This is a genomic window from Uliginosibacterium sp. 31-16 (assembly GCF_030730865.1).
In the GTDB taxonomy this organism is placed as follows: domain Bacteria; phylum Pseudomonadota; class Gammaproteobacteria; order Burkholderiales; family Rhodocyclaceae; genus Uliginosibacterium.
This window is the reverse complement of sequence record NZ_JAVALZ010000001.1, coordinates 933,588-959,215: the sequence shown is the minus strand read 5'-3', so window position 1 is coordinate 959,215 and position 25,628 is coordinate 933,588. Positions and strand designations below refer to the sequence as shown.

At 62.8% G+C, this 25,628-nt stretch carries 23 protein-coding genes and 1 pseudogene; 11 read left to right on the top strand and 13 right to left on the bottom strand.

What is annotated here, in order from left to right; all coding sequences use genetic code 11:
- Window positions 1-5 precede the first annotated feature (5 nt).
- From Q9Q94_RS04500 to Q9Q94_RS04480, 5 genes are all read right to left on the bottom strand, one after another.
- The gene (locus tag Q9Q94_RS04500; RefSeq protein ID WP_305978822.1) at window positions 6-878 is read right to left on the bottom strand and encodes an ABC transporter ATP-binding protein; all 873 of its coding nucleotides are present in this window, start codon (window positions 876-878) and stop codon (window positions 6-8) included.
- Between the two features lie 12 nt (window positions 879-890).
- Window positions 891-1,790 carry an ABC transporter permease gene (locus tag Q9Q94_RS04495; protein WP_305978821.1) on the bottom strand — a complete coding sequence of 300 codons (900 nt, stop codon included), beginning with the start codon at window positions 1,788-1,790 and terminating at the stop codon, window positions 891-893.
- 10 nt (window positions 1,791-1,800) lie between these two features.
- Window positions 1,801-2,841: an ABC transporter permease gene (locus Q9Q94_RS04490; RefSeq protein WP_305978820.1), complete on the bottom strand. Its 1,041-nt coding sequence runs from the start codon at window positions 2,839-2,841 to the stop codon at window positions 1,801-1,803.
- 66 nt (window positions 2,842-2,907) lie between these two features.
- A complete protein-coding gene (locus Q9Q94_RS04485; protein WP_305978819.1) occupies window positions 2,908-4,506 on the bottom strand; it encodes an ABC transporter substrate-binding protein in 1,599 nt (532 codons plus the stop codon).
- Between the two features lie 38 nt (window positions 4,507-4,544).
- Window positions 4,545-5,699 (bottom strand): mandelate racemase family protein, encoded by a 1,155-nt coding sequence (locus tag Q9Q94_RS04480; RefSeq protein WP_305978818.1) that lies wholly within the window; start codon window positions 5,697-5,699, stop codon window positions 4,545-4,547.
- 300 nt (window positions 5,700-5,999) lie between these two features.
- On the opposite strand from Q9Q94_RS04480, the gene Q9Q94_RS04475 reads away from it, so the two are divergent.
- Window positions 6,000-6,719: a FadR/GntR family transcriptional regulator gene (locus Q9Q94_RS04475; RefSeq protein WP_305978817.1), complete on the top strand. Its 720-nt coding sequence runs from the start codon at window positions 6,000-6,002 to the stop codon at window positions 6,717-6,719.
- Between the two features lie 123 nt (window positions 6,720-6,842).
- Here the strand turns inward: Q9Q94_RS04475 and Q9Q94_RS04470 are convergent, their stop codons facing one another.
- The 6 genes from Q9Q94_RS04470 to creB all read right to left on the bottom strand — a co-directional run bounded on the left by Q9Q94_RS04470 (window position 6,843) and on the right by creB (window position 13,692).
- The gene (locus Q9Q94_RS04470) at window positions 6,843-7,679 is read right to left on the bottom strand and encodes a hypothetical protein (protein ID WP_305978816.1); all 837 of its coding nucleotides are present in this window, start codon (window positions 7,677-7,679) and stop codon (window positions 6,843-6,845) included.
- Between the two features lie 196 nt (window positions 7,680-7,875).
- On the bottom strand, window positions 7,876-9,216 hold the full coding sequence (gene creD / locus Q9Q94_RS04465) for a cell envelope integrity protein CreD (protein ID WP_305978815.1): 1,341 nt from the start codon (window positions 9,214-9,216) through the stop codon (window positions 7,876-7,878).
- A gap of 431 nt (window positions 9,217-9,647) precedes the next feature.
- Window positions 9,648-10,178, bottom strand: a complete 531-nt coding sequence (locus Q9Q94_RS04460) for a GNAT family N-acetyltransferase (protein ID WP_305978814.1) — start codon at window positions 10,176-10,178, stop codon at window positions 9,648-9,650.
- A 128-nt stretch (window positions 10,179-10,306) separates the two neighbouring features.
- On the bottom strand, window positions 10,307-11,146 hold the full coding sequence (locus Q9Q94_RS04455; RefSeq protein WP_305978813.1) for an abortive infection family protein: 840 nt from the start codon (window positions 11,144-11,146) through the stop codon (window positions 10,307-10,309).
- 256 nt (window positions 11,147-11,402) lie between these two features.
- Window positions 11,403-12,833 carry a two-component system sensor histidine kinase CreC gene (gene creC / locus Q9Q94_RS04450; protein ID WP_305978812.1) on the bottom strand — a complete coding sequence of 477 codons (1,431 nt, stop codon included), beginning with the start codon at window positions 12,831-12,833 and terminating at the stop codon, window positions 11,403-11,405.
- 178 nt (window positions 12,834-13,011) lie between these two features.
- On the bottom strand, window positions 13,012-13,692 hold the full coding sequence (creB, locus tag Q9Q94_RS04445) for a two-component system response regulator CreB (RefSeq protein WP_305978811.1): 681 nt from the start codon (window positions 13,690-13,692) through the stop codon (window positions 13,012-13,014).
- Between the two features lie 115 nt (window positions 13,693-13,807).
- Between creB and Q9Q94_RS04440 the strand changes: the two genes are divergently transcribed.
- The 4 genes from Q9Q94_RS04440 (at window position 13,808) to uxuA (ending at window position 17,205) form a co-directional block, all read left to right on the top strand.
- A complete protein-coding gene (locus Q9Q94_RS04440; RefSeq protein WP_305978810.1) occupies window positions 13,808-14,707 on the top strand; it encodes a LysR substrate-binding domain-containing protein in 900 nt (299 codons plus the stop codon).
- Between the two features lie 344 nt (window positions 14,708-15,051).
- Entirely contained in the window at window positions 15,052-15,909 is an 858-nt protein-coding gene (locus tag Q9Q94_RS04435; RefSeq protein WP_305978809.1) for an SDR family oxidoreductase, read from the top strand.
- An 18-nt stretch (window positions 15,910-15,927) separates the two neighbouring features.
- Entirely contained in the window at window positions 15,928-16,131 is a 204-nt protein-coding gene (locus Q9Q94_RS04430; RefSeq protein WP_305978808.1) for a hypothetical protein, read from the top strand.
- Between the two features lie 24 nt (window positions 16,132-16,155).
- A complete protein-coding gene (uxuA, locus tag Q9Q94_RS04425) occupies window positions 16,156-17,205 on the top strand; it encodes a mannonate dehydratase (protein ID WP_305978807.1) in 1,050 nt (349 codons plus the stop codon).
- 223 nt (window positions 17,206-17,428) lie between these two features.
- Here uxuA and Q9Q94_RS04420 read toward each other — a convergent pair.
- Both Q9Q94_RS04420 and gatB read right to left on the bottom strand, forming a co-directional pair.
- Window positions 17,429-18,157: pseudogene (locus tag Q9Q94_RS04420) on the bottom strand (YoaK family protein); the annotation flags it as partial.
- A gap of 71 nt (window positions 18,158-18,228) precedes the next feature.
- Window positions 18,229-19,692 (bottom strand): Asp-tRNA(Asn)/Glu-tRNA(Gln) amidotransferase subunit GatB, encoded by a 1,464-nt coding sequence (gene gatB, locus Q9Q94_RS04415; RefSeq protein WP_305978806.1) that lies wholly within the window; start codon window positions 19,690-19,692, stop codon window positions 18,229-18,231.
- A 352-nt stretch (window positions 19,693-20,044) separates the two neighbouring features.
- Here gatB and Q9Q94_RS04410 point away from each other — a divergent pair, with 352 nt between their 5' ends.
- From Q9Q94_RS04410 to Q9Q94_RS04385, 6 genes are all read left to right on the top strand, one after another.
- On the top strand, window positions 20,045-21,352 hold the full coding sequence (locus tag Q9Q94_RS04410; protein ID WP_305978805.1) for a putative acyl-CoA thioester hydrolase: 1,308 nt from the start codon (window positions 20,045-20,047) through the stop codon (window positions 21,350-21,352).
- A gap of 179 nt (window positions 21,353-21,531) precedes the next feature.
- A complete protein-coding gene (locus Q9Q94_RS04405; RefSeq protein ID WP_305978804.1) occupies window positions 21,532-21,843 on the top strand; it encodes a hypothetical protein in 312 nt (103 codons plus the stop codon).
- 76 nt (window positions 21,844-21,919) lie between these two features.
- Complete coding sequence (locus Q9Q94_RS04400; RefSeq protein ID WP_305978803.1) at window positions 21,920-22,264, top strand: copper-binding protein; 345 nt, start codon at window positions 21,920-21,922, stop codon at window positions 22,262-22,264.
- Window positions 22,265-22,277: 13 nt separating this feature from the next.
- On the top strand, window positions 22,278-22,772 hold the full coding sequence (locus Q9Q94_RS04395; RefSeq protein WP_305978802.1) for a cupredoxin family protein: 495 nt from the start codon (window positions 22,278-22,280) through the stop codon (window positions 22,770-22,772).
- Window positions 22,769-24,037 carry a TolC family protein gene (locus tag Q9Q94_RS04390; RefSeq protein WP_305978801.1) on the top strand — a complete coding sequence of 423 codons (1,269 nt, stop codon included), beginning with the start codon at window positions 22,769-22,771 and terminating at the stop codon, window positions 24,035-24,037. Before Q9Q94_RS04395 ends, Q9Q94_RS04390 begins: the two co-directional genes overlap by 4 nt.
- On the top strand, window positions 24,034-25,530 hold the full coding sequence (locus tag Q9Q94_RS04385) for an efflux RND transporter periplasmic adaptor subunit (protein WP_305978800.1): 1,497 nt from the start codon (window positions 24,034-24,036) through the stop codon (window positions 25,528-25,530). The genes Q9Q94_RS04390 and Q9Q94_RS04385 overlap by 4 nt, the downstream gene beginning before the upstream one ends.
- The last annotated feature ends 98 nt before the right edge of the window (window positions 25,531-25,628 follow it).

Here is a 25,628-nt window from a genome sequence, read left to right as displayed (position 1 = left end):
TCTCCTCAGGCATGAATCGGCTCGGTCAGCCAGCTTGGGTCGCGCTGCAGCACCGGCAGGCGCGGGCGGCGCGCGTCGACACTTGGCAGGGCGGCGAGCAGGCCTTGCGTGTAGGGGTGTTGGGCCTTGTCCAGATCCGCTGCAGCGATGGATTCGACGACCCGACCGGCATACATGACCAGCACGCGGTCGCAGAAACTGCGTACCAGATTCAGGTCATGACTGATGAAAATCAGGCCCAGGCCACGCTGGCTGACCAGATCGTCCAGCGTGGCGAGCACCTGCAGGCGCACCGATACATCCAGCGCCGAGGTCGGTTCGTCAGCGATGACGATTTCCGGCTCGGTGATCAGCATCATGGCGATCATGATGCGCTGGCCCATGCCGCCGGATACTTCATGCGGATACATGCGGAACACGCGTTGTGGATCGCGGATGCGCACGGCCTCCAGCATGGTCAGCACGCGCTGATCTGCTTCCTTGCGCGGCACCTTATGATGAGCCAGATAGGCTTCGGCGATCTGGTCGCCAACGCGCATCACCGGGTTCAGCGAGTACTTCGGGTCCTGCATGATCATCGACATGCGTCGGCCACGGATGCCCTGCATGGTCTTTTCGGAGCAACTGAGCAGGTCGATGTCACCGAAGCGCATCTGCGTCGCGGTGATGCGGGCGCTCTTCGGATGCAGTCGCAGCAGGGTGCGGCCAACGGTCGACTTTCCCGAACCGGACTCGCCAACGATGGCGAGCTTCTCGCGGCCGAGATTGAAGGACACGCCGCGCACGGCGTCCACCATGCCCTCACCGGTCTTGAAGCTCACCCGCAGGTCTTCCACCTGCAGCATGGGGGACTGGATCACCTGGGTTTCCTGAGTCATCTTGCGTGCTCCTTATTCGCTGCGCGGATCGAGCACGTCACGCATGCCGTCGCCAAAGAGATTGAAGGCCAGGCTCACCATCATGATGGCCGCGCCGGGCATGGCTACCAGCCACCAGCACTCCAGCATGTAGCGGCGGCCTGCTGAGATCATTGCGCCCCACTCCGGAATCGGTGGCTGGGCACCCAGGCCGAGAAAGCCCAGACCGGCGGCGGTCAGGATGATGCCGGCCATGTTCATGGTCAGGCGCACCACCACGGATGACAGACACATCGGCGCGACGTGACGCACCAGAATGCGCAGTGGCGAGGCGCCCTGCAGTTGCACCGCGACGATGAAATCCGCCTTGCGCAGACTGAGCGTTTCGGCCCGGGCCAGACGTGCGATGGGGGGCCAGGCGGTCAGGGCGATGGCGATCACGGCGTGATCCAGCCCCGGGCCGAGGGCGGCAACAAAAGCCAGCGCCAGCACCAGACCGGGGAAGGACACGAAGATGTCGGTGATGCGCATGAACACCGTATCCACCCAGCCGCCGAAGTAGCCCGACACTACGCCGATGGTCAGCCCGACCGGACCGACGATGACGGTCACCAGCGAGATGATGTAGAGCGTGATGCGCGAGCCATAGACGAGACGGCTGAAAATGTCGCGACCGTATTCGTCGGTGCCGAACCAGTTTGCCGCGCTGGGCGCCTTGAGCGTATTGCCCAGATCCTGCAGCAGCGGATTGTGGGTGGCGACCAGTGGTGCGAAGGCTGCCAGCAGCAGGAGCAGCAGGATCACGACCAGACCGGCGACGGAAAGCGGATTGCGCAGCAGCTTGCGCAGATTGCGCAGCAGATTCTGGCGCAGGGCCTGGGCCGAGGATTGCGGCGTGCTGTCAAATGCAGCGGGAGACGTAGTTGTAGTCATGGCGCCAGCCTTATCGAGTACGTGGATCGAAGACCTGGTACAGGGCGTCTGCGATCAGGTTGAGGGTCACGAAGATGATGCCGATGAGCAGCACACAACCCATCACGGCGTTCATGTCGCCAAGCAGCAAGCTGCTGGTGAGGTAGCTGCCGAAGCCGGGCCAGGCGAACACGGTTTCGATCAGCACTGCGCCTTCGAGCAGGGAACCGTAGGCCAGGGCGACGATGGTGAGCAGTTGCACGAGGATGTTGCGGAAGGCGTGATTCCAGATGACCTCGTGTTCGGAGAGACCCTTGACCCGCGCAGTGATGATGTATTCCTGCGACAGCTGCGCCAGCATGAATGAACGCGTCATGCGAGCGATGTAGGCCATCGAATGCAGACCGAGGATGCAGGCGGGCAGGGTGATGTGCTTGATGGCGCTGTGGAAGACTTCCCACTCGCCGGCCAGGGCGGAGTCCACCAGCAGCAGGCCGGTGCGGCTCTGCACCAGACCGTCGAAGGCCAGATCGACACGCCCTGCGCCACCGGCCCAGTCCAGCCAGGCGTAGAAGATGATCAGGCCCATCATGCCGAACCAGAACACCGGCACCGAGTAACCGCACAGGCTGATCACGCGCACCACCTGGTCGCCCATGCGGCCTTTGCGGGTGGCGGCGAAGACGCCCAGCGGCACACCGACGAAGGTGCCGAAGAGGATGGCGATGGTGGCCAGTTCGATGGTGGCGGGGAAGACACGGGCGATATCGGCGGTGACTGCATTGCCGGTCAGCAGCGCACGACCCAGATCGCCATGCAGCAGATCGCGCAGGTAGTAGGCGAACTGCGTGTACAGCGGCTGGTCCAGCCCGAGTTGCTTGAACACCTGATCGTAGGTGGACTGGTCGGCATCCGAGCCGACGATGGACAGGACCGGGTCCAGCGGCATGACACGACCGATGAAGAAAGTCAGAGCCAGCAGACCGAGCAGGGTTACCGCCACGATGCCCAGGCGATGGCCGAAGCTGGTCAGCCGGCGCGCAGAACGGCCAGAAGGGAAGAATATCGACATGAAAGGCTCCGTTGCGACAGGAGGCCGTCATCCGTGCCGCAGCCCGGATGACGGTGGGTCAGGAACTCAGCGCTGCTTGGAAACCTCGCGCCAGCGCGTGGTCGAAGCCGGATGGCTGTGGAAATTGCGCACATCCTTTTGCAGCACCACGGTATCCACCATCTGCGACACCGGCTGGATTGCGCCAACCTGCTGGTCGTAGAGTTTCTGGATCTCCTGGTACATCGCGGTCTGCTTCTTCTCGTCCTGCTCGATTTCAGCCTTTTCGATCAGGGCGTTGATTTCCGGACTGATGAAGGAGGTGCGCCAGCCCTGGAAGTTGGTCAGCTTGGCTTCATCCCGGTTGTCCGGGTTGTAGACCAGCGAACGCAGGCTGCTGTGCGGATGCGGTTCAGCGCCGCCACCGCCACGACCAACGATGATCTCGAACTGGCGATCGCGCATTGCGCCGTACACCTGATTGCCTGTGCCCGGAATCACGCTGGCTTCGATGCCGCCCAGTGCCAGGGTGGATTGCAGATTGGTGGCGATGTTGATGAAGGGCGGGTCGGAGAGCACGCGGATGGTGGTCTTGAACCCGTTCGGGAAGCCTGCTTCAGCCAGCAGCTTGCGTGCCGCCGGCACATCCAGTTTGTAGCCGGGGTTGGGCAGGGTGGCGGGCAGGCCCATCTGCACCGGGCGCTGATGGTAGAGGCCATAGTTCGGCATCACCGTCTTGTTGATGCCGTCGTAATCAATCAGGTTGCGGATTGCCAGACGCACGCGCTTGTCGGCGAACTTCGCATCTTTCACGCTGACCGCCACGTAGTACACGTTGCCGCGCTTGACGGCCTCGATGCCCACGTTCGGATTCTTCTTCATCGCTTCGACATCCGGCACCGACATGCCGTTGGCCACATCGATGTCACCGCGCTCCAGCATCAGGCGCAGGGTTTGCGACTCGGTCATGTGACGCAGCACCACCCGCTTGAGCTTGGCCGGGCTGCGCCAGTAGCCGTCGTAGCGCGTCATCAGCAGCACATCCTTCTGGCGCCACTCGTTCAGCGCAAACGGACCAGAGCCCGCCTCGTTGGTGGTGAGCCAGGCACGGCCCATGTCACCGTCTTTCTCGTTGGCCAGCACCTTCTTGCGATCCAGCACCATCGCACCCACCGAGGTACCGAGGGTGTAGACCACCAGCTTCGGGTCCGTCGGCTCGGGCAGTGTCAGCACCAGCGTCTCGGCATCCAGCGCGCGGATGTTCTGTTCCACATTGGCGGCCGTGAAGCCATAGCCCTTCCACACCGAGGCCAGTGCGAGGTTCAGCTTGAGCACGCGTTGCAGGGACCAGGCTGCGTCCTCGGCGGTCAGCGGGTTGCCCGAGTGGAATTTCACGCCCTTGCGGATCTTGAAGGTGATGCTGCGGTTGTCCGCCGCGACGCTCCAGCTCTCGGCCAGGCCGGGCAGGATCTTGTAGGTGTCGGCCGGATCCAGCTCGACCAGCGAGTCATACATGTTGGCGTTGACCTCGACCACGTCGTTTCCGGTGGCGCCGGCCGGGTCGAGTGACAGCAGGTTGTTCATGCTCATGCCGATGATCAGCTGATCGGTTGGCGTCTTGGCTTGTGCGCTGCCGATCATGGCGATCGACAGGGCACAGGCAGCCAGCAGATACGGTAATTTCATGGTGGTCTCCTCCGTGTGTATTGGGCGGCTGTGCAGCTTCAATAGGTGCTGACGGTATGGGCGGCGATGTAGTCGAAATTGATGTCTTCGCCCAGACCGGGTTTCTGCGACAGATGCACAAAGCCCTCGGCATCCATCGGATCGGCCAGACTGTTGAGATAGGCGGGGACTTCGTCGTACTCAAGGAAAGGATGCAGCAGGCCGCGCTCGTACCACTGGCAGTTCTTGATCGCGGCACATACCGCAAGGTTCGCGGCCCCGTTGCCATGCACCTCGCAGTTCATGCCGAAGGCGTCGGCCATGTAGGCCACCTTGAGGGTCGGGGTGATGCCGCCCACGCCCGGCACACCGGCACGGGTGATCGCCGAAGCGCCAGACTTGATCCATTCGGCACGGGTGTGATGCTTGCCGCCCATGTACTCCGGGCCGAGGATGGGGATGTCGAGCTGTTCGGACAGCCACACATAGGACGACATGCTCTGCTCGTCCATCATCTCCTCGAACCAGGCGAAGTTCAGCTTCTCCAGGGCGCGGCCGATCTTCAGTGCCTCGGTGCGGCTGTACCAGTGGTAGCCGTCGAGCATCAGATCAATGTTCGGGCCGACCGCTTCGCGCACGGCGGCACAGCATTTGATGTCCATTTCGACGCTCGGTGCGAAGGCCACCGGCGGCATCCAGGTATGCAGTTTGATCGCTTTGTAGCCACGCGCCACCAGCTTCTGCGCGAAGGCCGCATATTCCTCGGGAGTGGACAGGCCGCCGGGCAGTTCGTCGCCACACATGGTGGAGCCGTAGGCCGGCACCTTGTCGCGGTAGCCGCCGATCAGCTTGTAGACCGGCTGACCCAGCTTGCGTCCGGCCAGATCCCACAGTGCCTGATCCGCCACGGCCATCGCCCGGTCAGTGAGCTGGCCGGCACTGCCGCGCTGCCAGTGGGCGAGGTCCTGCCAGATCTGTTCACGCATGAAGGGGTCGGCCCCCACCATGACCTTGCGGAAGAAAGCATCCAGCACGTGCTTGCGGATCACCTCCACCGGGCCGAAGGCGTGGCCTTCGCTGCCGTCGTCGCAGGTGATGGTCAGCATGGCCATCTTCGCGTCTTTCTCCGGCCCCGGATGGGAATGGCCAGCACTGTCGACCGAGCGGCGGGTGGGGTAGGTGAATACGGTGCCGCGCAGGCTTTCAATCTTCATGGAATGCTCCTCAACCGGGTTTGTTTCGACTGTCTTGCTCGTCAGTCGTCATACGAGTTGAGATGAATCTTAGTGAAGCGGAACGAAAACTGTCAAACAAGCCGAACCCTTAGGTGTAAACCCCTAAAATCCGGCTGTTAAAGTGATTCAAGGCTTGCCTGAGAGCGCTTGTGCTGCGGCTTCATACTGGTCAGCCGCGTATTCCATTGATATGATAAGAAACAAGTGGCAGCAGTTTATGCACATAAACGCTCTAGTCATCATACAAGTGGTCTGCTTGAAGACCGGTAGGAGCAGCGCATGCAGAAAATACGACGCAAGGAAACCCTGACTGGCCAGCTGACGCGCACGCTGGCCGAGCGCATCGCGTCAGGTCAGTACGCAGTCGGTACACGTCTGCCGAGCGAACAGGAAATGATTGCGGAGTTCGGCGTCAGCCGCACCGTGGTGCGCGAGACGATTGCCAACCTGCGTGCCAACGGCCGTGTGTCGACCCGGCAGGGCGTGGGCGCGTTCGTCATGCAGCAGGACAAAACGGATGGCTTCCAGATCGACACTGCCGGGCTCTCGGCGGTGCAGGAGATGGTTGCGGTGCTCGAATTGCGCATCGCGCTGGAATCCGAAGCGGCAGTGCTCGCCGCGCAGCGCCGCACGCCCGAGCAACTGGCCGCGATGAAAGCCGCGCTGGCCGAGATGAACGAAGCCATTGCGCGCGGCGAGGATGCGGTGCAGGCCGACATGAAGTTCCACCGCAGCATGGCCGAGGCGGCTGGCAACGCGCACTTCCTGAATCTCTTCAATTACGTCGGCGAGCTGCTGATTCCGCGGGCGCGGCTGCAGTCAGTGCGTCTGGACAGCGTGCCGATGCCCGATTACCTGGCGCGCGTGCAGCGCGAACACGAGCAGATCTGCTACGCCATCGAGTGTCAGGACCCGGAAGCGGCCCGCGCTGCACTGCGCATGCACCTGTCGGAGAGCAAGGCACGCCTGCAGCGCAGCATCGCCCAGCTCTCTGCATGACACGCCGCAAAGCCGCATACAGCAAGGATCTTCAAGGGGGTAGTCTGAAAACGCTTGCCCTGCGCGCGTCTGCAGCCTGACTGCCTGCAGACGCAGGCCACAAGCCGCTTTGCAGGCACCCTGTCAGGCCAGTTTGCCTGCCAGCTCCGCGTTGATGCGGAACGCCGCGATTACCGTGCTGCGGCTGGTTTTCTCCTTGCCGTCCTTGATGCTGACTTCCACGTTGTCGAGATTGAAGTAGGCATGCGGATCGCCGGGGCACTGATACACGCTGGCCAGCGCATAGCGGCTGGCATCGGCTTCGGGCGCGTGCTGCAGCATGTCGCGCAGCAGGCCTGGCGTGCTTTCAAGCTGGCTGACGAAAGCCTGCACATCGCCGACCCAGGTGTATTTGCGGCTCAGTTCGACTTTCTCGAACCACAGCCCGGCGGTCTCCGAAAATGGCGTGGTGGCCTGGCTGCGCGCACCGAACATGGGCAGGCCGAGCAGGATCAGCGCTTCAACACCCCACACGATGTCCAGCCAGATGCCGGAGACCGCCTCGCTCGAATTGCGCAGCGACCACGCCCCGGTTTCATTCACCCGCCAGGCCAGATCCCACACGGCGTGTGGCCGGCTCAGCAGATCCAGCCAGCCCGGCGCCAGCCCCGAATCCGCCAGCACGAAACCCAGCCAGGCGGCCCACTGCGCATACCAGCCCAGCAGGCCGACAGCGAGTCCGCCCAGCGTGGCGAGCAGCGGATTGCGGCAATGGCCGTGATCCAGCGCCATCATCATTGCCACCGCCATGGCACCACCAAAGCCCAGCGTGATCAGGAAATTGATGTAGACGAGCGGGATATGCCAGATCAGCCAGGCGTACAGCCAGCCCAGCGGCACGGCGCACGCGGCGGTCAGCAGGAAGGCGGGCAGGGTCTTGACCGGCAGTTTGCCGGAGGGCTGGTAATACAGGCTGTCCATGATGTCCTCGCATCAATCGGCATGGCTTGCCGAACACCGCAAGAGGATAAATCTGCCCCGGCCGCCCGGCAGCCCCATCGGGAAGGCATGAACTGCCGCGCGTCTTTCTGCGGGCATGGCCTGAAAAGCCGCACGGGGCGGGCTTCTCCAGCATGCCTGCCTGAAGAAGTCCGCCCCGCGCGGGGTGCCACGATGCTCAGTCGAGCGGCTTCACTTCGCTACGCACCGCCAACAGAGCATTCCAGTCCACCTTGCGGGTGCCGACCATCACACTGGCGAGCAGGGCGAAGATCAACAGGCTGCCCATCAGCAAAGCGTTCTGTTCAGAAAGCAGGATCACGTACAGCGCCCCGTACAGCGCGCCCAGCCCCAGCGTGAAACCGGTCGCCAGCCACAGGCTGCGCAACAGATGCGCGCTGTAGAAGCCGATCAGCAACACGCAGGCGCTCGCCGCCGAGAGGTAGGCCAGGCCGAAACCGATCTGCTCGGAGAGCGACAGCAGCATCAGAAAGAAGATCAGCAGCGAGGCGCTGATCAGCAGGTAGTTCATCGGGTGCAGGTTCAGGCGGCGCAGCAGCTCGAAGAGCAGGAAGGCACCCAGCGTCAGCGCGATGAACAGCTCGGCATATTTCGTTGCGCGGTCCGACATCGAATAGATATCCACCGGGTCTACCAGACTCACCGAGAACGCATCCACCGAACGCGAGCTCGCGCCCTCCGGCCAGTTCTGGCGTGCGTTCGAAGCCAGCGCACTGACGTGCCATTGCGCCTCGAAACCCGTGTCGCTGATGGTGCGCGACTCCGGCAGGAAACGCCCGCCAAAAGAGGGGTGCGGCCAGCGCGAAGTCAGGCTCGCACTCGTATCACGTGCCAGCGGCACCATGCTGAACGAATCCGTACCGGCCAGATCCAGTGGCATCTCGAAAGCCAGCGTCTTGCCCGCCAGCTTGTCTGCCTCCGGCACTTCAGCATGGGCTCCGCTGCGCAACGGTGCCAGCCCGGTGCCCGGCTCCAGCGCCAGCTCGTGCCCGTCCAGCTTCAGCGCCAGCTTGCGCAGGCCACGCGGGTCGCTCACGGCCAGCACCGCATCGGCACTCTCGATGCGCAGCGTGGAATCCGGCTGACTGTGTGACAGCTCATCCACTTTCGGCATTTTCAATGTGCCGGCCAGTCGTCCGCTCAACACATAGGCATTGATGTGAAAAATGCCGCGCCGGCGCGGGTCACTGATCAGGCTGCCATCCAGTGCCAGCGTCTCCGGCAACACCAGCATCTCGTGGCGGGTGCTGCGTGCCTCCTGACGCAGCACCCGTCCTTCCTTGTCCGCCACCGGCTGCAGCCAGTGCTCGGAGTACTGCACGCGCAGCACCACGCCTGCCAGCGTCTGGCTTTCTGCCAGGCTCTCGCTGATCGACTGGCGCGCGACATCGCGGTTCATCATCCGATCCGCCACCACGCCCCGCACCATCGTCCCGGCCACGAACAGCAGTACCGCCAGCACGCTGATCATCAGCATCTTGAAAAGAAAACTGCGCATGAAAATCTCCCTGAGGGTTGAACACGCCATCAGGATGCGATTTCACTTTGAGGAGCCGATGAGGGCTGTGTGAAGCGGGGGTGAAGTATTCCAATCCGCAATAGAACCGACACTTTGTCGACTTCGCCTTGCCGTGCTACAGCACCGTCTGCGGCTCGTCTTCGCGTTTCGGCTCAATTGCGAACTGGAATTTCCCCTGTCTCATATGATCCGGCAACGTGAAGAACGATTGACGTCATCCCGGCGAAGGCCGGGATCCAGAGAGTAGGGCGCACTGAACGCAGCGAACTGCGCCGAAAGAATTCCCGCCACACGGCAATTCTGGTTCCGGCCCGGTCACGAAAAACTCTGGATTTGTTGTTTGAGGTTTTGACGTGCGGCGCAGTTCGCTACGCTCAGTGCGCCCTGCTTATCATTGCGCCGTACGCGGTTTATCCACGGTACGCGAATACCACGTGGCCGGCATCCCGGAAGCTGAATTCCGCCACCTCGCGCATGCCCATCTTCGCATGCGCGCGCAGCGATGCCGCATTGTCCCGGCGCACAAAGAGAATGCCCTCGCGACCCGGAAGATGGCGGCGCAGCTCGGCAAACATCGTCTGCGCCAGTCCTTGCCCCCGCACATCCGCCGCGACGCAAACCGGGCCATACACATAGGCATCCTCGGCGCCCGGATAGGCCTCGAGCATCGCCCGCAGAACGGGAACCTCGCCACTGGCCGCACGCGAGCCCGTCATCAGGAAACCGACGACTTCAGTTTCGCGGTGGGCGACCAGCATGGGCGCGGTCTGCAGCATCGCCACGATCTGCTCCGGCGAAAAACTCGCCGACAGGCAGCCACCATTCGCCGCGAGATTTGCTGTCATCAGCCGATGAATACCGGCCACATCGGCCTCGCCGGCACGGCGGATCTCGATGCCGGGGATTGTCGCTGGACTGGATGAACTGCTTGGCTTGCTCATGGCCTCATGGCGGAATCGGGTCGGGTGGCGCGGATCATAACAGGCGACTTTCGGTCGCTATATCTGCCTCATAACGACCCGGTGCGGACTGTCATTTTTTGCGGGAGCGGATGTTTTAACGTTTGAGTTCAGCGGCTGCCGAAGGCAGTCCGCTGGAACGAAGGGTTGGGCGTCTGCGCTGAATGCCAACGCTCCATGATGAATATGACCAACGAATGTGATGCGTTCACTGCGAGGCGCGCCTCCGACACCTCCAGTGACGGTGGGCTTACTCCTCGACCATGCGCTGAGCCAATATGCGTTCGATACGCGCCGACACCATCGACAATGGAGGCCAAACCCTGAAGAATTCTCTTTTGATCGTCTCGTAGCGTTGGGTCCAGGTTGAGACCTAGGTGACTCTGCACAGTGCGCCAAAGAGGCGTTACTGTTTGATTGGTCGGCAGTTCAAGGGCGAACGTCTCGATGTAGGTTTTGCAGGTTGCCTCAATGATTGAGCAAGCGGCAGTGATGGCCGCATGAGGATCACGCTCAAGCTGCCCAATTGCTCGCTCAAACTCTGCTTCGACAGAAGTGTAGTCGCCAGCTCGAAGGAAGTCGGCAAGCGTTTTGGCGGCGAGGCTTGCGCCAGCAAGCCCGACGTAGCCATTTACTTGATACGTGAGTTGGTTCTTCGCGAGACTCTCACGGATTCGTTTTTGACCATCAGCGATCTCAGAGCTCCAGTCGTTTGGTTCTTCCATGAACTTTTGAATGACTTGGCCGAGCACTGCCAACGCATCCACTGTTGGATCTTCATTGCATTGCCGAAGCCAGAGGGAGCACTTCGTCTCGCAGTTTCCGGCAGGCACGTCACCAGGTGCCCCGCTTTCCATGAAGAGCGAGTTCAGCGTTGAATGACTGTAGTAGTACGCGCCGATTACAGAAGCGACTGCGCCAATGACTGAATTTGGAATCTTGTTAGCCACGCCTCTCTCCAGACGCCCAACGATAAATTTGAACAGCAAAATTGCGCCACAACTTTCCGGATTGCTGCATAACCTGCCATGTCAATCCGGCCATGGAATGGCTCCAGGCATGCGTTTTAGAGCGACTACCGTATAACTTTCGTTCTACTAAATCGGCAGAAAAAGCAGCAGTAACGAACGACGGATTTTGAGTGTCAATCTCGACGGTCTGCCTCTGGCTGATTGTACTCATACAGCATTCGATCCGATAGAGCGATCAATTTACTGTAATCCGTAAGCAAGCCTCCACGCCACCCGCGGCATGATTGGCGAGGCGGACGCTGCCTCCGTGCAGGCGGGCGACTTCCTGGGCGATGGCGAGACCCAGGCCGGAGCCCTTGCTGCCATCGGGGCGGGGCAGGCCGTAGAAGCGCTCGAAGAGGTGCGGCAGGGCGTAGTCCGGAATGCCCGGGCCCTGATCGCGGATGCTGAAGACGAGCTGGCCGTCGGCCTGCTGCAGGGCGAGGCTGATCGTGCTGGCGGTCGGGGCGTGGTCCAGCGCGTTATCGAGCAGGTTGCCGAGCGCCAGCAGCAGGCGTTCGCGGTCGCCGCGCAGCGTGATGCCGGCCTCCGGCACGCAGTCCTCGAAGCGGATGCCGGCTGCATCGGCGCGGGCCTGGCGCACGCGCAGCAGGTCGGCGATGAGTTCGCCGGTGTCGATCGTTTCCGCTTCGCCGAGGCCGCGTCCGGCTTCGAGTTTCGAGAGTGAGAGCATGCGCTCCACGCAGGCCAACATGCGGGCGCCTTGCTCCTGCACGTGGCGGGCGAAGCGCTGGCGCTCGGCCACGGGCAGCTCGGGTTCGGCGAGGATTTCACCGGCGCCGCGCAGCGCGGCGAGCGGGCTCTTCAGTTCGTGGGTCAGCGCCTGAACGGTCTGCTCAACATACTGCTTGCCTTCGAGCTTCTGACGCATGGCGTCCATGGCACGGGCCAGGTCCGAGAGTTCCTGCCCACCGCCCGTGGGGGGCGTGGCGGCTTCGCCTGCGGCGACGGCGCGGGCGTAATTGCGCAGGCGGCGGATCGAGCCGGTGAGCCACAGGGTGACGAGCAGGCCGATCAGCGCCGAGCCGCCGAGCAGCCAGACGCCGTTGCGCACGATGGTCTGCTCGCTACGCTCGATGATGGGCTGCACGGTGCGCACGGGCTTGGCCAGGGTGAGCACGCCGATGATGCGCTCACCATCACGCACCGGTGCGGCGACGTAGAAGACGGAACTGGCGTCGTCGTCTGGATCGTCACGCGTTGAACGGGCGCCGTATTCGCCGCGCAGGGTGCGGTACACATCGTTCCAGCGCGAATGGTCAGCGCCTACCGCGCGGTTATCGGAGTCGTAGCGCACGATGCCCTGAGCATCGGTGATGGTGACGCGGAAATCCAGGGTGGTCTTGCGGAAATGCCAGATCGGCGCGTTGATGCCGCGCTGGCGGTATTCGGCGATGTGCTGGGCAAAGGCGCCGTCGCCGATGCGTCCGGCGCGCAGATCATCCACCGCCATCGCGGCGAGGAGGTTGGCCGAATCGACCATGGTTTCCTCGATGGTCTCGCGCACGCTGGGCTGCACTTCGCCAACGAAGATGCGCAACACGAAGAAGGCCGCCAGCCCGACGATCAGGAAATACCCAAGGAGGATGCGCAGGGGGAGGTTCATGATTTTTGACCTGGTTCGAAACAGCTTGCAAACCGTTCGGCCCGAGTGCGCCGAAGGCGTGTATCGAGGGCGGGGCCCCTGCCTCGATACAACTGGCGCTGCCAGTCACTCGGCATGAACGGTAATTTGCGGAGCTGCGAACACCATAGCCAAGGTGCTGCAGGGCTATCGCAAATCTTCATCCCGCCACCAGCGAGTAGCCCATGCCGCGGTGGGTCTGGATCGGGTCGAGTTCTGGCGCCACCGCACGCAGCTTGGCGCGCAGGGTCTTGATGTGGGTGTCGACGGTGCGGTCGGTGCTTTCGCTGTCCTGTCCCCACACCGCGTCGAGCAGCTGGTCGCGCGAGAAGATGCGCCCCGGCTGCTTGAGCAGGTGGCGCAGCAGCAGGTATTCATAACGCGTCAAGGGTAGCGGGGCGTTGGCATGCAGGACGCGTGCGCCGGCTTCGTCGAGCAGCAGGCCCGGTGAGAGCTGGGTAGGAGCGGCCAGCGCGCCGGTACGGCGCAGCATCACGCGCAGGCGGGCGACGACTTCGCGCGGGCTGAAGGGTTTGGCGACGTAGTCGTCGGCACCGATCTCGAAGCCGAGCACGCGGTCGATCTCTTCACTGCGCGCGGTCAGGAACATCACCGGCAGGGCGGCGTCCTGCGTGCGGATTCGCCGGCAGACCTCGAAGCCGGAAAGATCCGGCAGGCCGACATCCAGCACCGCGACCGCCACACCACCCTGCGCCAGGCGTTCCAGCGCGGCGGCGCCGGTGCTGACGTGGCAGGGCGCGAAGCCTTCATTCTTCAGCGTCCACGCGAGGGTGTCGGCAATCGCGGGTTCGTCTTCGACGAGCAGGATGACGGGATTCATGCCGGCATTGTCCGGTACAGGCATCACGCGGGGCAAGCCGGGCAGGCAGCGCCGGGCGAGCGGCTGGCAGGTGTAAGCTTGCGTCCGTTCAATCGCTCAGGCAGAGGGCTTCAGGATGGAAATCCGGCAGTTGAAGTATTTCATCGCAGTGGCCGAGGAGCGCAACATCAGCCGGGCCGCCGCGCGGCTGCATCTCTCGCAGCCGCCCTTGACGCGGCAGATCCAGGCGCTCGAAGAGCAGATGGGCGTGGCCCTGTTCAAGCGCACGCCCTGGGGGGTGGAGCTGACCGATGCCGGCAGGACCTTTCTGGAACATGCCCGGCATATCGCTTCCAGCATGGAGCTGGCCAGCGAGCAGGCGCGGCGGGCAGGCAAGGGCCAGATCGGGCGGATCGACATCGGCGTGTTCGGCTCGGCGATGCTGAGCATCGTGCCGCAGATCCTCAACAGTTTTTCGGCCAGTCACCCGGGCGTGGAGCTGGCCCTGCACAGCGCGGCCAAGGGGCCGCAGATCGAAGCGCTGCATCGCGGCCGGATCATGATCGCATTTGACCGTTACCTGCCGGAAACGCCCGAGCTGTGTGTCGAGACGGTGTGTGCCGAAGCCGTCTACGTGGCCCTGAACACGCGCCATCCGCTGGCTGCGCAGGAACAGGTCGGGGTCGAGCAGTTGCGTAACGAGTTGCTGATCGGCGAGCAGGACTCCAGCGTGTTCACGGCCACCCGCGCGCTCTTCCTCCATCATGGCTTCGAGCCGCACACCCTGCAGAAAGCTGCCGACATGATTTCCGCCGCCGTGATGGTGGCCGGCGGCTTCGGTACGGCGCTGGTGCCTGATTCGGTACGCAGCCTGCAATTACCCAATGTTGTCTATCGCCCGTTGGCGGGCGAGGTGGAGGCGCGGGTGCTGCTGCACTGCGCGTACCGCCGCGATGAATCCAGCCCGCTGCTGGCGGCCTTGCTCGATACTGTGCGGGCGTTCCGCGCACAGCACGCGGCCGGCATGCCGTCCTGAAGGGCGGCTCACGCTCTTCAGCCCCGGAAGCCACGACAAACTCCGCCAGACCCTTTCGACCCGGGTGCCCGGCTTTGCCGCGTATCAGGGGCAGGGCAAGCGGTGCCAGGCCTTGATGTCACGCTGCGTGCGCACCCGGCACGAACGCCTGGGAGAGCTCGTGAACAGGCGTTAAGGCGAGTTCCTTATTGCCATACTCAAAAGGTATCAAGGAAAACTTATTTTGAATTGGACGGTATGAAGATCCTGCGCGATGCTGAACTCATCCAGCGCATAGCTCATGGCCCGTTCCAGTCGGGTCCTGACTCCGCTGACAACATTTACAAAGTCGAGGAGACCCGATCATGCAACAAGCTTTTTCCGTAGATCTTTCCGGCAAGGTGGCCGTCGTCACCGGCGGCGGCGGCGTGCTGTGTGCCGAGATGGCCCGCGCCCTGGCGGCCAGCGGTGCCCGCATTGCCATCGTGGACCTGAAGCTGGAGGCTGCCGAAGCCGTAGCCGCCGAAATCCGCACGGCCGGCGGCGAAGCGATCGGCCTGGCGGCCAATGTGCTGGAGCGTGCCTCGCTGGAACAGGCTGCCGCCGAAGTGCTGAGCCGGCTCGGCCCCTGTGATCTGCTGATCAACGGTGCTGGCGGCAATCACCCCAAGGGCACGACTACGCGTGAGGCCATGCTGCCGGAAGACATCACGGAAGCCGACCCGGCGGTGGTGACCTTCTTCACGCTCGACCCCGAAGGCATGCGCTTCGTGTTCGACCTGAACTTCCTCGGCACCCTGCTGCCCTCGCAGGTTTTCGCCAAGCAGATGATCGGTCGCGAGGGCTGTTCGATCCTCAACATCTCGTCGATGAATGCGTTCCGCCCGCTGACCAAGATCCCCGCTTACAGCGCGGCCAAGGCTGCGGTCAGCAACTTTACCCAGTGGCTGGCAGTGCATCTGGCGCCGGTTGGCGTGCGCGTGAATGCCATCGCTCCGGGCTTCTTCGTCACCAACCAGAACCGCGCCTTGCTGTTCTCCCCGACTGGCGAGCCGACCGCACGTGCTGGCAAGATTCTGAACAACACGCCGATGAAGCGCTTCGGCGAAGCCAACGAACTGACCGGCACCCTGCTGTGGCTGGCCTGCGAGGAGGCTTCGGGCTTCGTGAACGGCATCGTCGTGCCGGTTGATGGCGGTTTTTCGGCTTATTCCGGCGTTTGAAAGCGGGAGCGCACGACGATGATGCAGATCTGGATCGTATGGGGCGACAAGCCGCTGGCCGCTTTTTCTTCGGAAGCGCGGGCGAGGGCCTATATTGCCCGTAACAAGGCTGCAATGCGCTGGGTCTGCAGCCCGGTGGGCGTCAATCCGGACGGCCTGCCCGAACAAACCCTGGCCATGCCGGGCGTGCCGCAGCGCATGCACGCCGGCGCGGCTCACTGATAAAACCACCCAAGGAGATATACGATGAAAATGTCCTTCCGCTGGTATGGCGACAGCGACCCCGTCACCCTCGACTACATCCGCCAGATCCCGGGCATGCATGGCATCGTTTCGGCCGTGTATGACGTGCCGGTTGGCGAAGTGTGGCCGGTCGACAAGATCCAGGCGCTCAAGGCGAAGATCGAAGCCGCCGGCCTGGCCTTCGACGTCATCGAATCCGTGCCGGTGCATGAAGATATCAAGCTCGGCAAGCCGACGCGCGACCGCCTGATCGCCAACTACCAGCAGAGCATCCGCAATCTGGCGGCCTGTGGTCTGAAGGTGATCTGCTACAACTTCATGCCGGTCTTCGACTGGACTCGCACCACGCTGGCCAAGAAGCTGGCCGATGGTTCCAGCACCCTGGCGTTCTCGACGCAGGAAGTCGAAGAGATCGACGTCTCCAAGGGCATTTCGCTGCCCGGCTGGGATGCCAGCTACAAGCCCGATGAACTCAAGGCCCTGCTCAACGAATACAGCAAGATCGACGAAGAGAAGCTGTGGTCGCACCTGGAATACTTCCTCAAGGCCATCATCCCGGTTGCCGAGGAAGTCGGCATCCAGATGGCGATTCACCCGGACGATCCGCCTCGTCCGATCTTCGGCCTGCCGCGCATCGTCAAGAACCGCGACGACCTCGCGCGCATCCTGAAGATCGTCGACACCAAGGCCAACGGCCTGACCCTGTGTTCCGGTTCGCTCGGTGCCGGCCCGGAAAACAATGTCGAAGCGCTGGTGCGCGAATTTGGCGGCATGGGTCGCATCCACTTTGCGCACCTGCGCAACGTCAAGGTGTCGGCCAATGGAGACTTCGAGGAAACCGCACACCGCTCGGACTGCGGCTCGCTGGACATGGCGGCGATCATCAAGGCTTACCACGACGTCGGCTTCACCGGCTATGTGCGTCCGGACCACGGCCGCATGATCTGGGGCGAAACCGGCAAGCCCGGCTACGGTCTCTACGACCGTGCGCTGGGTGCGGTGTACCTGAACGGTCTGTGGGAAGCCGTCGACAAGTTCGGCGCCCGCCGCTGAACGTCTGACCTGTCAGCAAAAAGCCCGGCCTGCTGCACACAGGACCGGGCTTTTTCATGGGTGCTCGCAGAGCCGCTTGTGGCGGTCTTTCGCGGGATGCCTGCCTGCACAGGCAACATCTGCGCGGCTTTCGCGGCAGGCTGTCTGCAGCGCAAGGCTGGAAGCCGCTTGGCGGATGGCCTGCTTGAGGCTACTGACCGCGGCGTTTGCGGCGCACGAAGGCGCGCAGATCATCCGCCACAGGCAGCGCGGCCAGCACGATCAGCAGCAGGGCGAGCCAGATCGTCGAGGAGTAGCCGACCTTCTTGAAGCCCAGGGCGCCGAGCAGGCCACCGACGAAAAAGCAGCTCACCAGCTGGATCAGCACCCGCAGGCGCTGCCGGTTGGCCAGCACGGCGGGCTGCTTCAGGTGCAGGCGGTTCCAGTAGAACAGCTTGCCAAGCTCGATGCCGATGTCGGTGATCATGCCGGTGATGTGGGTGGTGCGGATCTCGGCGCTGGAGATCTTGGTGATCACCGCATTCTGCAGACCCATGATGAAGCACAGCAGCATCACCGTGAGCGGTACGAAGAGGCCTTCGATCCTGGCCATCTGGCCGCCGAGAAAACCGAAGCACAGCAGCAGGCCGGCCTCCAGCAGCAAAGGCAGGGCGAACTCGCTGTGCATGCGTTCGCGGCGCGCGTAATGGATCATCACCGCCGAGCACGCGGCCCCGAGCAGGAAGGAGATCAGCCCACCCAGCCCGTCCAGCACCAGCCCGTACTGGCTCAGGGCCAGATTGTCGGCCATCGACGAGACGATGCCGGTCATGTGCGAGGTGTATTGGCGTACGGCCAGAAAACCGCCGGCATTGGTCGCGCCAGCTACGAATGCCAGCGCAAAGCCCAGATGCAGATTGCTGTCGGCATTGCGCTTCCGCCCGGTGAGGCGGCGAACATACTGGAAAGGCATGGAACTGCTACCTGCGTGACTGCGAACCTCCCCGGCCCGCGCTACACGCAGGCCGGACCCTGCGTACCGGCCTAGCCGAGTTTCTTCTTCAGCAATTCATTCACCTGTGCGGGTGAAGCCTTGCCCTTGCTGGCCTTCATGACCTGACCGACCAGCGCGTTGAAAGCCTTCTCCTTGCCGGCTTTGTATTCGGCAACGTTCTGCGCGTTGTTCGCCAGCACCTCGTCGATGATCGGCTCGATGGCCGAGGCGTCGGTCACCTGTTTCAAACCCTGCTTTTCGATGACTTCGTCGGCTGCATTTGCGTCACTGCCGCCTTCACCATTCCACAGCGCCTCGAAGACCTTCTTGGCGATGTTGTTGGAGATGGTGTTGTCGGCAATCCGCGCGATCAGCCCGGCGAGCTGGGCTGCGGAGACGGGGCTGGCGGCCACGCCTTTCTCTTCCTTGTTCAGGCGTGCGGCGAGCTCGCCCATCACCCAGTTGGCGGCAATCTTGGCTTGCGCGGCACCGGCGAGCTTGACCACCTCGACGTAATACAGCGCCGTATCCCGGCTGGCGGTAAGACCCGCAGAGTCATACGCGGACAGGCCGTATTCGCTCTGGAAACGCGCAGCGAGCTGCGCCGGCAGCTCCGGCATCGCGGCGGCCACGGCAGCTTTCCAGTCATCACCAATCACCAGCGGCAGCAGGTCGGGGTCGGGGAAGTAGCGGTAGTCGTGGGCATCTTCCTTGGTGCGCATCACGCGGGTCTCGCCGGAATCCGGATCGAAGAGCACGGTGGCCTGCTGGATCTTGCCGCCGTCTTCTAGGGTCTCGATCTGCCACTGGATTTCGTAGTCGATGGCCTGCTGCAGGAAGCGGAAGCTGTTGAGGTTCTTGATCTCGCGGCGCGTACCCAGCGGCTCGCCGGGGCGGCGCACCGAGACGTTGGCGTCGCAGCGGAAGCTGCCTTCCTGCATGTTGCCGTCGCAGATGTCGATCCACTGAACGAGGGCGTGGAGTGCCTTGGCGTAGGCCACGGCTTCGGCGGAGCTGGACATGTCCGGCTCGGTCACGATTTCGAGCAGCGGCGTGCCGGCGCGGTTCAGGTCGATGCCGCTCTGGCCGTGGAAGTCTTCGTGCAGGCTCTTGCCGGCGTCTTCCTCGAGGTGGGCGCGGGTCAGGTGCACGACCTTTTCGTAAGCCTTGTCGCCTTCGCCAACCTGGATCGTGATCTCGCCGCCGACCACCACCGGCAGCTCGAACTGGCTGATCTGGTAGCCCTTGGGCAGATCGGGGTAGAAGTAATTCTTGCGCGCAAACACCGAACGCGGCGCCACTTCGGCACCGATGGCGAGGCCAAACCGGATGGCGCGCTCGACCGCGCCGCGGTTCAATACCGGCAACACGCCGGGCAGGGCGATATCCACGGCGCAGGCCTGCACATTGGGCTCGGCACCGAAGGCGGTGCTGGCTCCGGAGAAGATCTTGGAGGCGGTGTTGAGCTGGGCGTGGGTTTCCAGGCCGATGACAACTTCCCAATCGCGACGCATGGCAGGCTTTCAGAACAGGTTTTGCGAACCCGTAATGGTACCGCATGCCACCGGTGCCCGACCTGTTCATGCGTGTCCCCTTGTGTCCTTTGTCGAGCCGCTGCCCGCCTGTGTCCGCAGACAGGCCTGCCGGAAAACCGCCCGCCGTGCGGTGATTCAGGCCGGCTGCCCGAAGATCCTTATGGCGCGCGGCTCTGCAGCGTGTTCAGATGGGAGTTTGAGATCTCTTAAAAAGCACGCATATTCCGGCCGGTTTAAGGTTTTTCACGGCTTGAGGTGTGCCCTTGTCAATGTTAGGGTTGTGACCGGTGCCAGCCTGCCGGCTGGCGTGGATTCCGGAGGAGCAAAACCCATGAAGTCCTTCGCAGCAACAACTGCCGCATCTTTTCTGATGCTGGCCCTGACTGGATGCAGCCTGATGAGTCAGAAACCCGTTTCGCCCCAGATCGCACCCGGTACGGTCAGCCGCCCCGTGCTCTCTGCCGCTGAAGCCGCCGCGTTCACCCCGGCACACTATTTTGCCCGGCGTGGTGCCTTGTCGGCGCCGATCGCCGAGCCGTGGGCACCGCAGCCCATCGACACGGCGGCCCCGGCCGATTTCGTTGTCGGCAAGGGCGGAACGCATGCCACCGTGCAGCAGGCCGTCAATGCCGCGATCCGCTCCGGCAAGAAGGAGCGCCAGTTCATCAAGGTGCTGCCCGGCACCTATACCGGTGCGGTGTACGTGCCGATCGACGCGCCGGCCATCAGCATCATCGGGGGCGGTCGCAAGCCGGCTGACGTCAATCTGGAACTGAAGCTTGATGCGCTGGTGCTGCCCGCCGAGTATGTGCAGACGGTCAATCCGTCGGGTCAGTTCAAGGAAGGCGACCCGGCCTGGGCCATGTTCAGGAGCTGTGCCGATCTGCCTGCTGCCAAGAAAATCGACACGCCCTGCGCCACCGTGATGTGGGTGCAGGCGGATGGTTTCCAGATGGCCAACCTGACCGTGACCAACACCCTGCTGGATACGGTGAATGCCGACACGCATCAGGCCGTGGCCTTGCGCAGCGACGGTGACCGTGCCCAGTTCGAGAAGCTGCGCCTGATCGGCCGGCAGGATACCTTCCTGGTCAATGTGGGCGAGGCGCCGACCATCCCGAACAAGAACGGGACCTATCCGACCGACAAGATTGCCCGCGCCTACGTGAAGGATTGCTACATCGAGGGCGACACCGATTTCGTCTTCGGTCGCGCCAACGCCGTGTTCGACAACTGCGAATTCCGTGTTGTGGCCAGCCGCCGTGACAAGCCGGCCATCGTGCTGGCACCGGACACCCTGCCGAACTCCTCGCTGGGCTTTCTGGTCATCAACAGCCGCTTCACCGGAGACGCCGTGCAGCAGAAGGCCGGCCACAGCTTCATCGGTCGCTCCTGGGATCAGGGCGCCGGCGGCACGGGCTACCTGATCGGCAAATCACCCAATGGTCAGCTGGTGGTGCGCGACAGCTACATCGATGCAAGTTTCAGTGTCGCCACTCCATGGGATCGTGCCGCCACCACCAACCGCATGCACACCGGCAACGTCGATCCCGCGCGCAACCTCGATGACCCGGCATTCAACCGCCTGTGGGAATTCAACAACTACGGCCCGGGCGTCAGCCCGGCTCCGGCAAAGTAAGCCGCTGCGGCTTGCTGACACAGGGGATGGCTGCGGCCATCCCTTTTTTTACGTGCACACACCCGGAACCAAATACCCGGTTTCCGTACTAAACTGCCACCATGGCTCACGCGCTTCGCCTCCTTCTCGTCTGGCTGATCATGCTGACACTCCCGTTACAGGGTGTTTCAGCATCGGTCATGTCCTTGCGTCTGGGTAGCGAAACCGGGCACAGCACGACACAACACAGCAGCATGGTGGGTACGGATTGCCACGATTCGATGGCTGCTGCGGTCGACGACATGCTGCCCGACCTCCCCAGCCATGGCGGTCACGCGCCGATCAAGGCCAAGGTTTGCAGCAGCTGCTGCACCGGGGCATTGTCTGGTGCTACGGAAATTCCACAACTGACTGGGCCTTTAGGCAGCAATCAGTATCTCTCCGCGTTTTACCCTGCCCCCAAGGGCCACATTCCTGACGGTCTGGAACGACCTCCCCGCCGCATTTCCTGAAGCAGTCACAACCTCCAGCGGTACGCCTTGCGTGCTACCGCTTGCTTGTTACGTTCGTTTCAATCAGGAAATTGCCATGAAAATCCGTTCCGCCCTTTTTGCGTTCACCGTCGCCACAGCAGGTTTCCTCTCCGCACCGTTTGCTCAAGCCCAGCATGCCGGACACAACATGACGGCCATGCCCGCGGGCAACGTCAGCAGCGATCTGAGCAGCGGTGAAGTCCGCGCCTTCGATCTCAAGACCCGCAAGATCACCCTCAAGCACGGTGAGCTGAAGAATCTTGGCATGCCGCCCATGACCATGGTGTTCGTCATCAAGGATGGCGTCGCTCTGCCACCCAATCTCAAACCCGGTGAGCAGGTTCGCTTCCGGGCCGAAGAGAATGCCGGCGTACTGAGCATTTCGTCCATCCAGCGCTGAACGGAGGACCGTCATGTCCAGCAGATCACTGAGGGTGGTCTGGTCGTGTGTCGCCCTTGTCGGGCTCGCACAGCCAGCGTTCGCCCACGAAGAAACTCACCAGACCAGCCAGCATGCAATGCATGCCGAACAGACTCCTTGGGGTATCGCCGGTGCCTCCAGAGCCGTGCAGCGTGAAATCCGTCTGAGCATGAGCGATGACATGCGTTTCAGCCCTGACAGATTCAGCGTCAAACGCGGTGAGACGGTGCGCCTGATCATCACCAATGCAGGGGCGCAGCTCCACGAACTGGTCATCGGTACGCCTGCGGCACTGAACGAGCATGCCGAGATGATGCGGCGCTTCCCCACTATGGAACACGCCGAAGCTCACATGGCACACGTTCCGGTCGGGCAATCGCGTGTGCTGGTATGGCGTTTCAATCGCGCCGGCCAGTTCGCCCTTGCCTGCCTGATCAATGGGCATTTCCAGGCCGGCATGCGCGGCACAATCGAGGTGAAATCATGAAAACTCGGCATTCACTCTGGCTGCTCTGGCTGCTTGCCGGTCCATTGCTGGCGACAGAGCCACTCTCGCTGAATGAAGCCCGGCGCTTGGCTGAAAACCACGTGCCGCAACTTGAAGCCAGTCGTGCGCAGGAAACCGCTGCACGTGAAATGGCGGTGGCCGCAGGGCAACTGCCTGATCCGGTGCTGAAACTGGGCGTCAATAACGTGCCTGTGGCCGGTGAAATGGCCTGGAGCCTGACGCAGGAAGGCATGACCATGCGCCAGGTTGGCCTGATGCAGGAATTCACACATGGCGACAAACGTCAGGCCCGTGCCGACAAGGCCCTGCGCGAAGCCGATCTGGCGCGCAGCAACCAACGCCAGATTCTCGCCGATACCCGTCGCGAAACTACGCTGGCGTGGCTGGACGTGGCGTATCAGGAGAGCATGCGCAGCCTGCTCGAACAGCAGATCTCCGAACTGAAGCTGCAGAAGCAGGTTGCCGAATCGGCGTTCCGCGCAGCGCGTGGCGAGCAGGCCGATGTGTTCGCCAATCGGCTTGCCATCGAACGTACGCAGGACCAGCTCGCCCAGATGCAGCGTGACATTGCCATGGCACGTGCGCGCCTGGCACGTTGGGTTGGCGATGCCGCCGAACGTCCGGTGGATGCACCGCCGCCACTGGCTTCGCTCGACTGGCAGCCGGAGGACCTGCGCGAGGCCAGTGCAAGTCATCCGACCCTTGCTGCGCAGCAAGGCATGGTGGCTGTTGCAGAAGCCGATGCCCGCGTGGCACGCGAAAATCGAAAGCCGGATGTCGCTGTCGAGCTGATGTATGGTTTTCGCGGGCCCAGCTACGCCAACATGGTTTCGTTGAATGTTTCCATGCCCTTGCCCTGGGACCGGGCCAGCCGGCAGGATCGCGAACTTGGTGCCAAGCTTGCGCAGCTGGACGAAGCACGTGCCCGGCAGGAAGACATGCGGCGTGCCTATCTGAGTGAGCTGCGCGGCAATCTGGCCGTGTTGAAGAATAGCCGCGAACGCCTGCAGCGCTATGACGAAGTACTGATTCCGCTGAGCAACCAGCAAATCGACGCGGCACTGGCCGCCTATCGCGCCGGTTCCGGCAGCCTGCCACGCGTGCTTGAAGCCCGCCGCATGACCGTCGACACCCGCATGGAGCGCCAGCGCGTAGCCCTTGAGGCCGCACGCGCCTGGGCTCAGCTCAATTTCCTGAACCCGCAGGAGGATCAATCCTCGCCTGCGCAAGGAGCACAACAATGATCAAATCCCGTCAAACCGCACTTGTAATGGCCATCCTGGTTGCCTTTGGCGCGATCGGCATCGGTGCCTATCAACTTGGCGCACGCCATTCCGCCACGCCGCAAGCCAGCATCAGCAGCGACGGCAAGATCGATCCGGCCAGCGGCCGCAAGGTCTTGTACTGGCAGGATCCCATGGTACCTGGTCAGAAGTTTGACAAACCCGGCAAGTCGCCCTTCATGGACATGCAGCTGGTGCCCGTCTTCGCTGATGAGGCGGCGGATGCCGGCGGTATCAGCGTTAGTCCGCGCCAGACCCAGAACCTCGGTCTGCGCACCGTCGAAGTCGTGCAGGGCCAGCTCGCGCCGAAGATCGAAGTCAGTGGCAGTGTGGCGTGGAACGAACGCGGGCTGGCTGTGGTGCAGGCGCGCAACACCGGCTTTGTCGAGAGGCTGTTTGTGCGTGCCACCCTGGATCGCGTCAGCAAGGGACAAGCCCTCGCCGAACTGTACGTACCGGACTGGGTGGCAGCGCAGGAAGAATTTCTCGCGGTGAAGAAGATGCAGGGCGAAGGCATGGCAGCGCTGCTCGATGGCGCCCGTCAACGCATGCGCCAGGCCGGCATGAGCGAGGCACTGATTGCGCAGGTCGAAAAATCCGGCGCCGTGCAGGCTCGCATCACGATCAACGCACCGCTTGCCGGCAGCGTGACCGAGCTCGCCGTCCGTGAAGGCATGACCGTGATGGCGGGTGCCACGCTGTTCCGGATCAACGCGCTGGACAGCGTCTGGGTGAATGCCGAAATTCCGGAAAGCCAGGCAAGCCTGATCAAGGCCGGCATGCCTGTAGAAGCAATCCTGGCGGGCTTCTCCGGGCAGGTCTTCAAGGGCCGGGTGCAGGCCATCCTGCCCGAGGTGGAAGCTGCCACGCGCACGCTCAAGGCGCGCATTGAACTTGCCAATCCTGGCGCCCGGCTCACGCCCGGCATGTTTGTACGAGTTTCACTCGGTGGCACTGGGCGGGCGGGTCTGGTGATTCCGAGCGAAGCCCTGATCCGTACCGGCACCCGTAACGTGGTGATGCTCGCCGAAGGCGAAGGCAAGTACCGTCCGGTCGATGTGCAGAGCGGACAGGAGGCCAACGGCCAGATCGAGATCACGAGTGGGCTGGTCGCCGGGCAGAAGGTGGTTGTCTCGGGTCAGTTCCTGCTCGATTCGGAAGCCAGTCTGCGTTCGGTCGGCACGCGTGTTGCGGAGCCGCTCGGCCAGAGCGATGCGGCGAAGGAATATCAGGTCGAGGCGGTATTTGAGTCCGAAGTGGATGGCATGGCGATGCTTTCCCATCCGGCGATTCCTGAACTGAAGTGGGGAGCAATGACCATGGGCTTCAAGTTGCCCAAGGACGGTCTGCCCAAAGATCTGAAACCCGGTCAGAAGGTGCATATTGTTTTCACCACCCCGGCCAGCGGTGAGCCGCAGCTCACGCATGTAATGGCGATCGGGGGTGGGAAATGAACGGGGTCGTTATCACAACTGGCGTCATCCCGGCGAAGGCCGGGATCCAGTTTGTCACCCGCGCGCTGGATTCCAGCCTTCGCCGGAATGACGGCAAT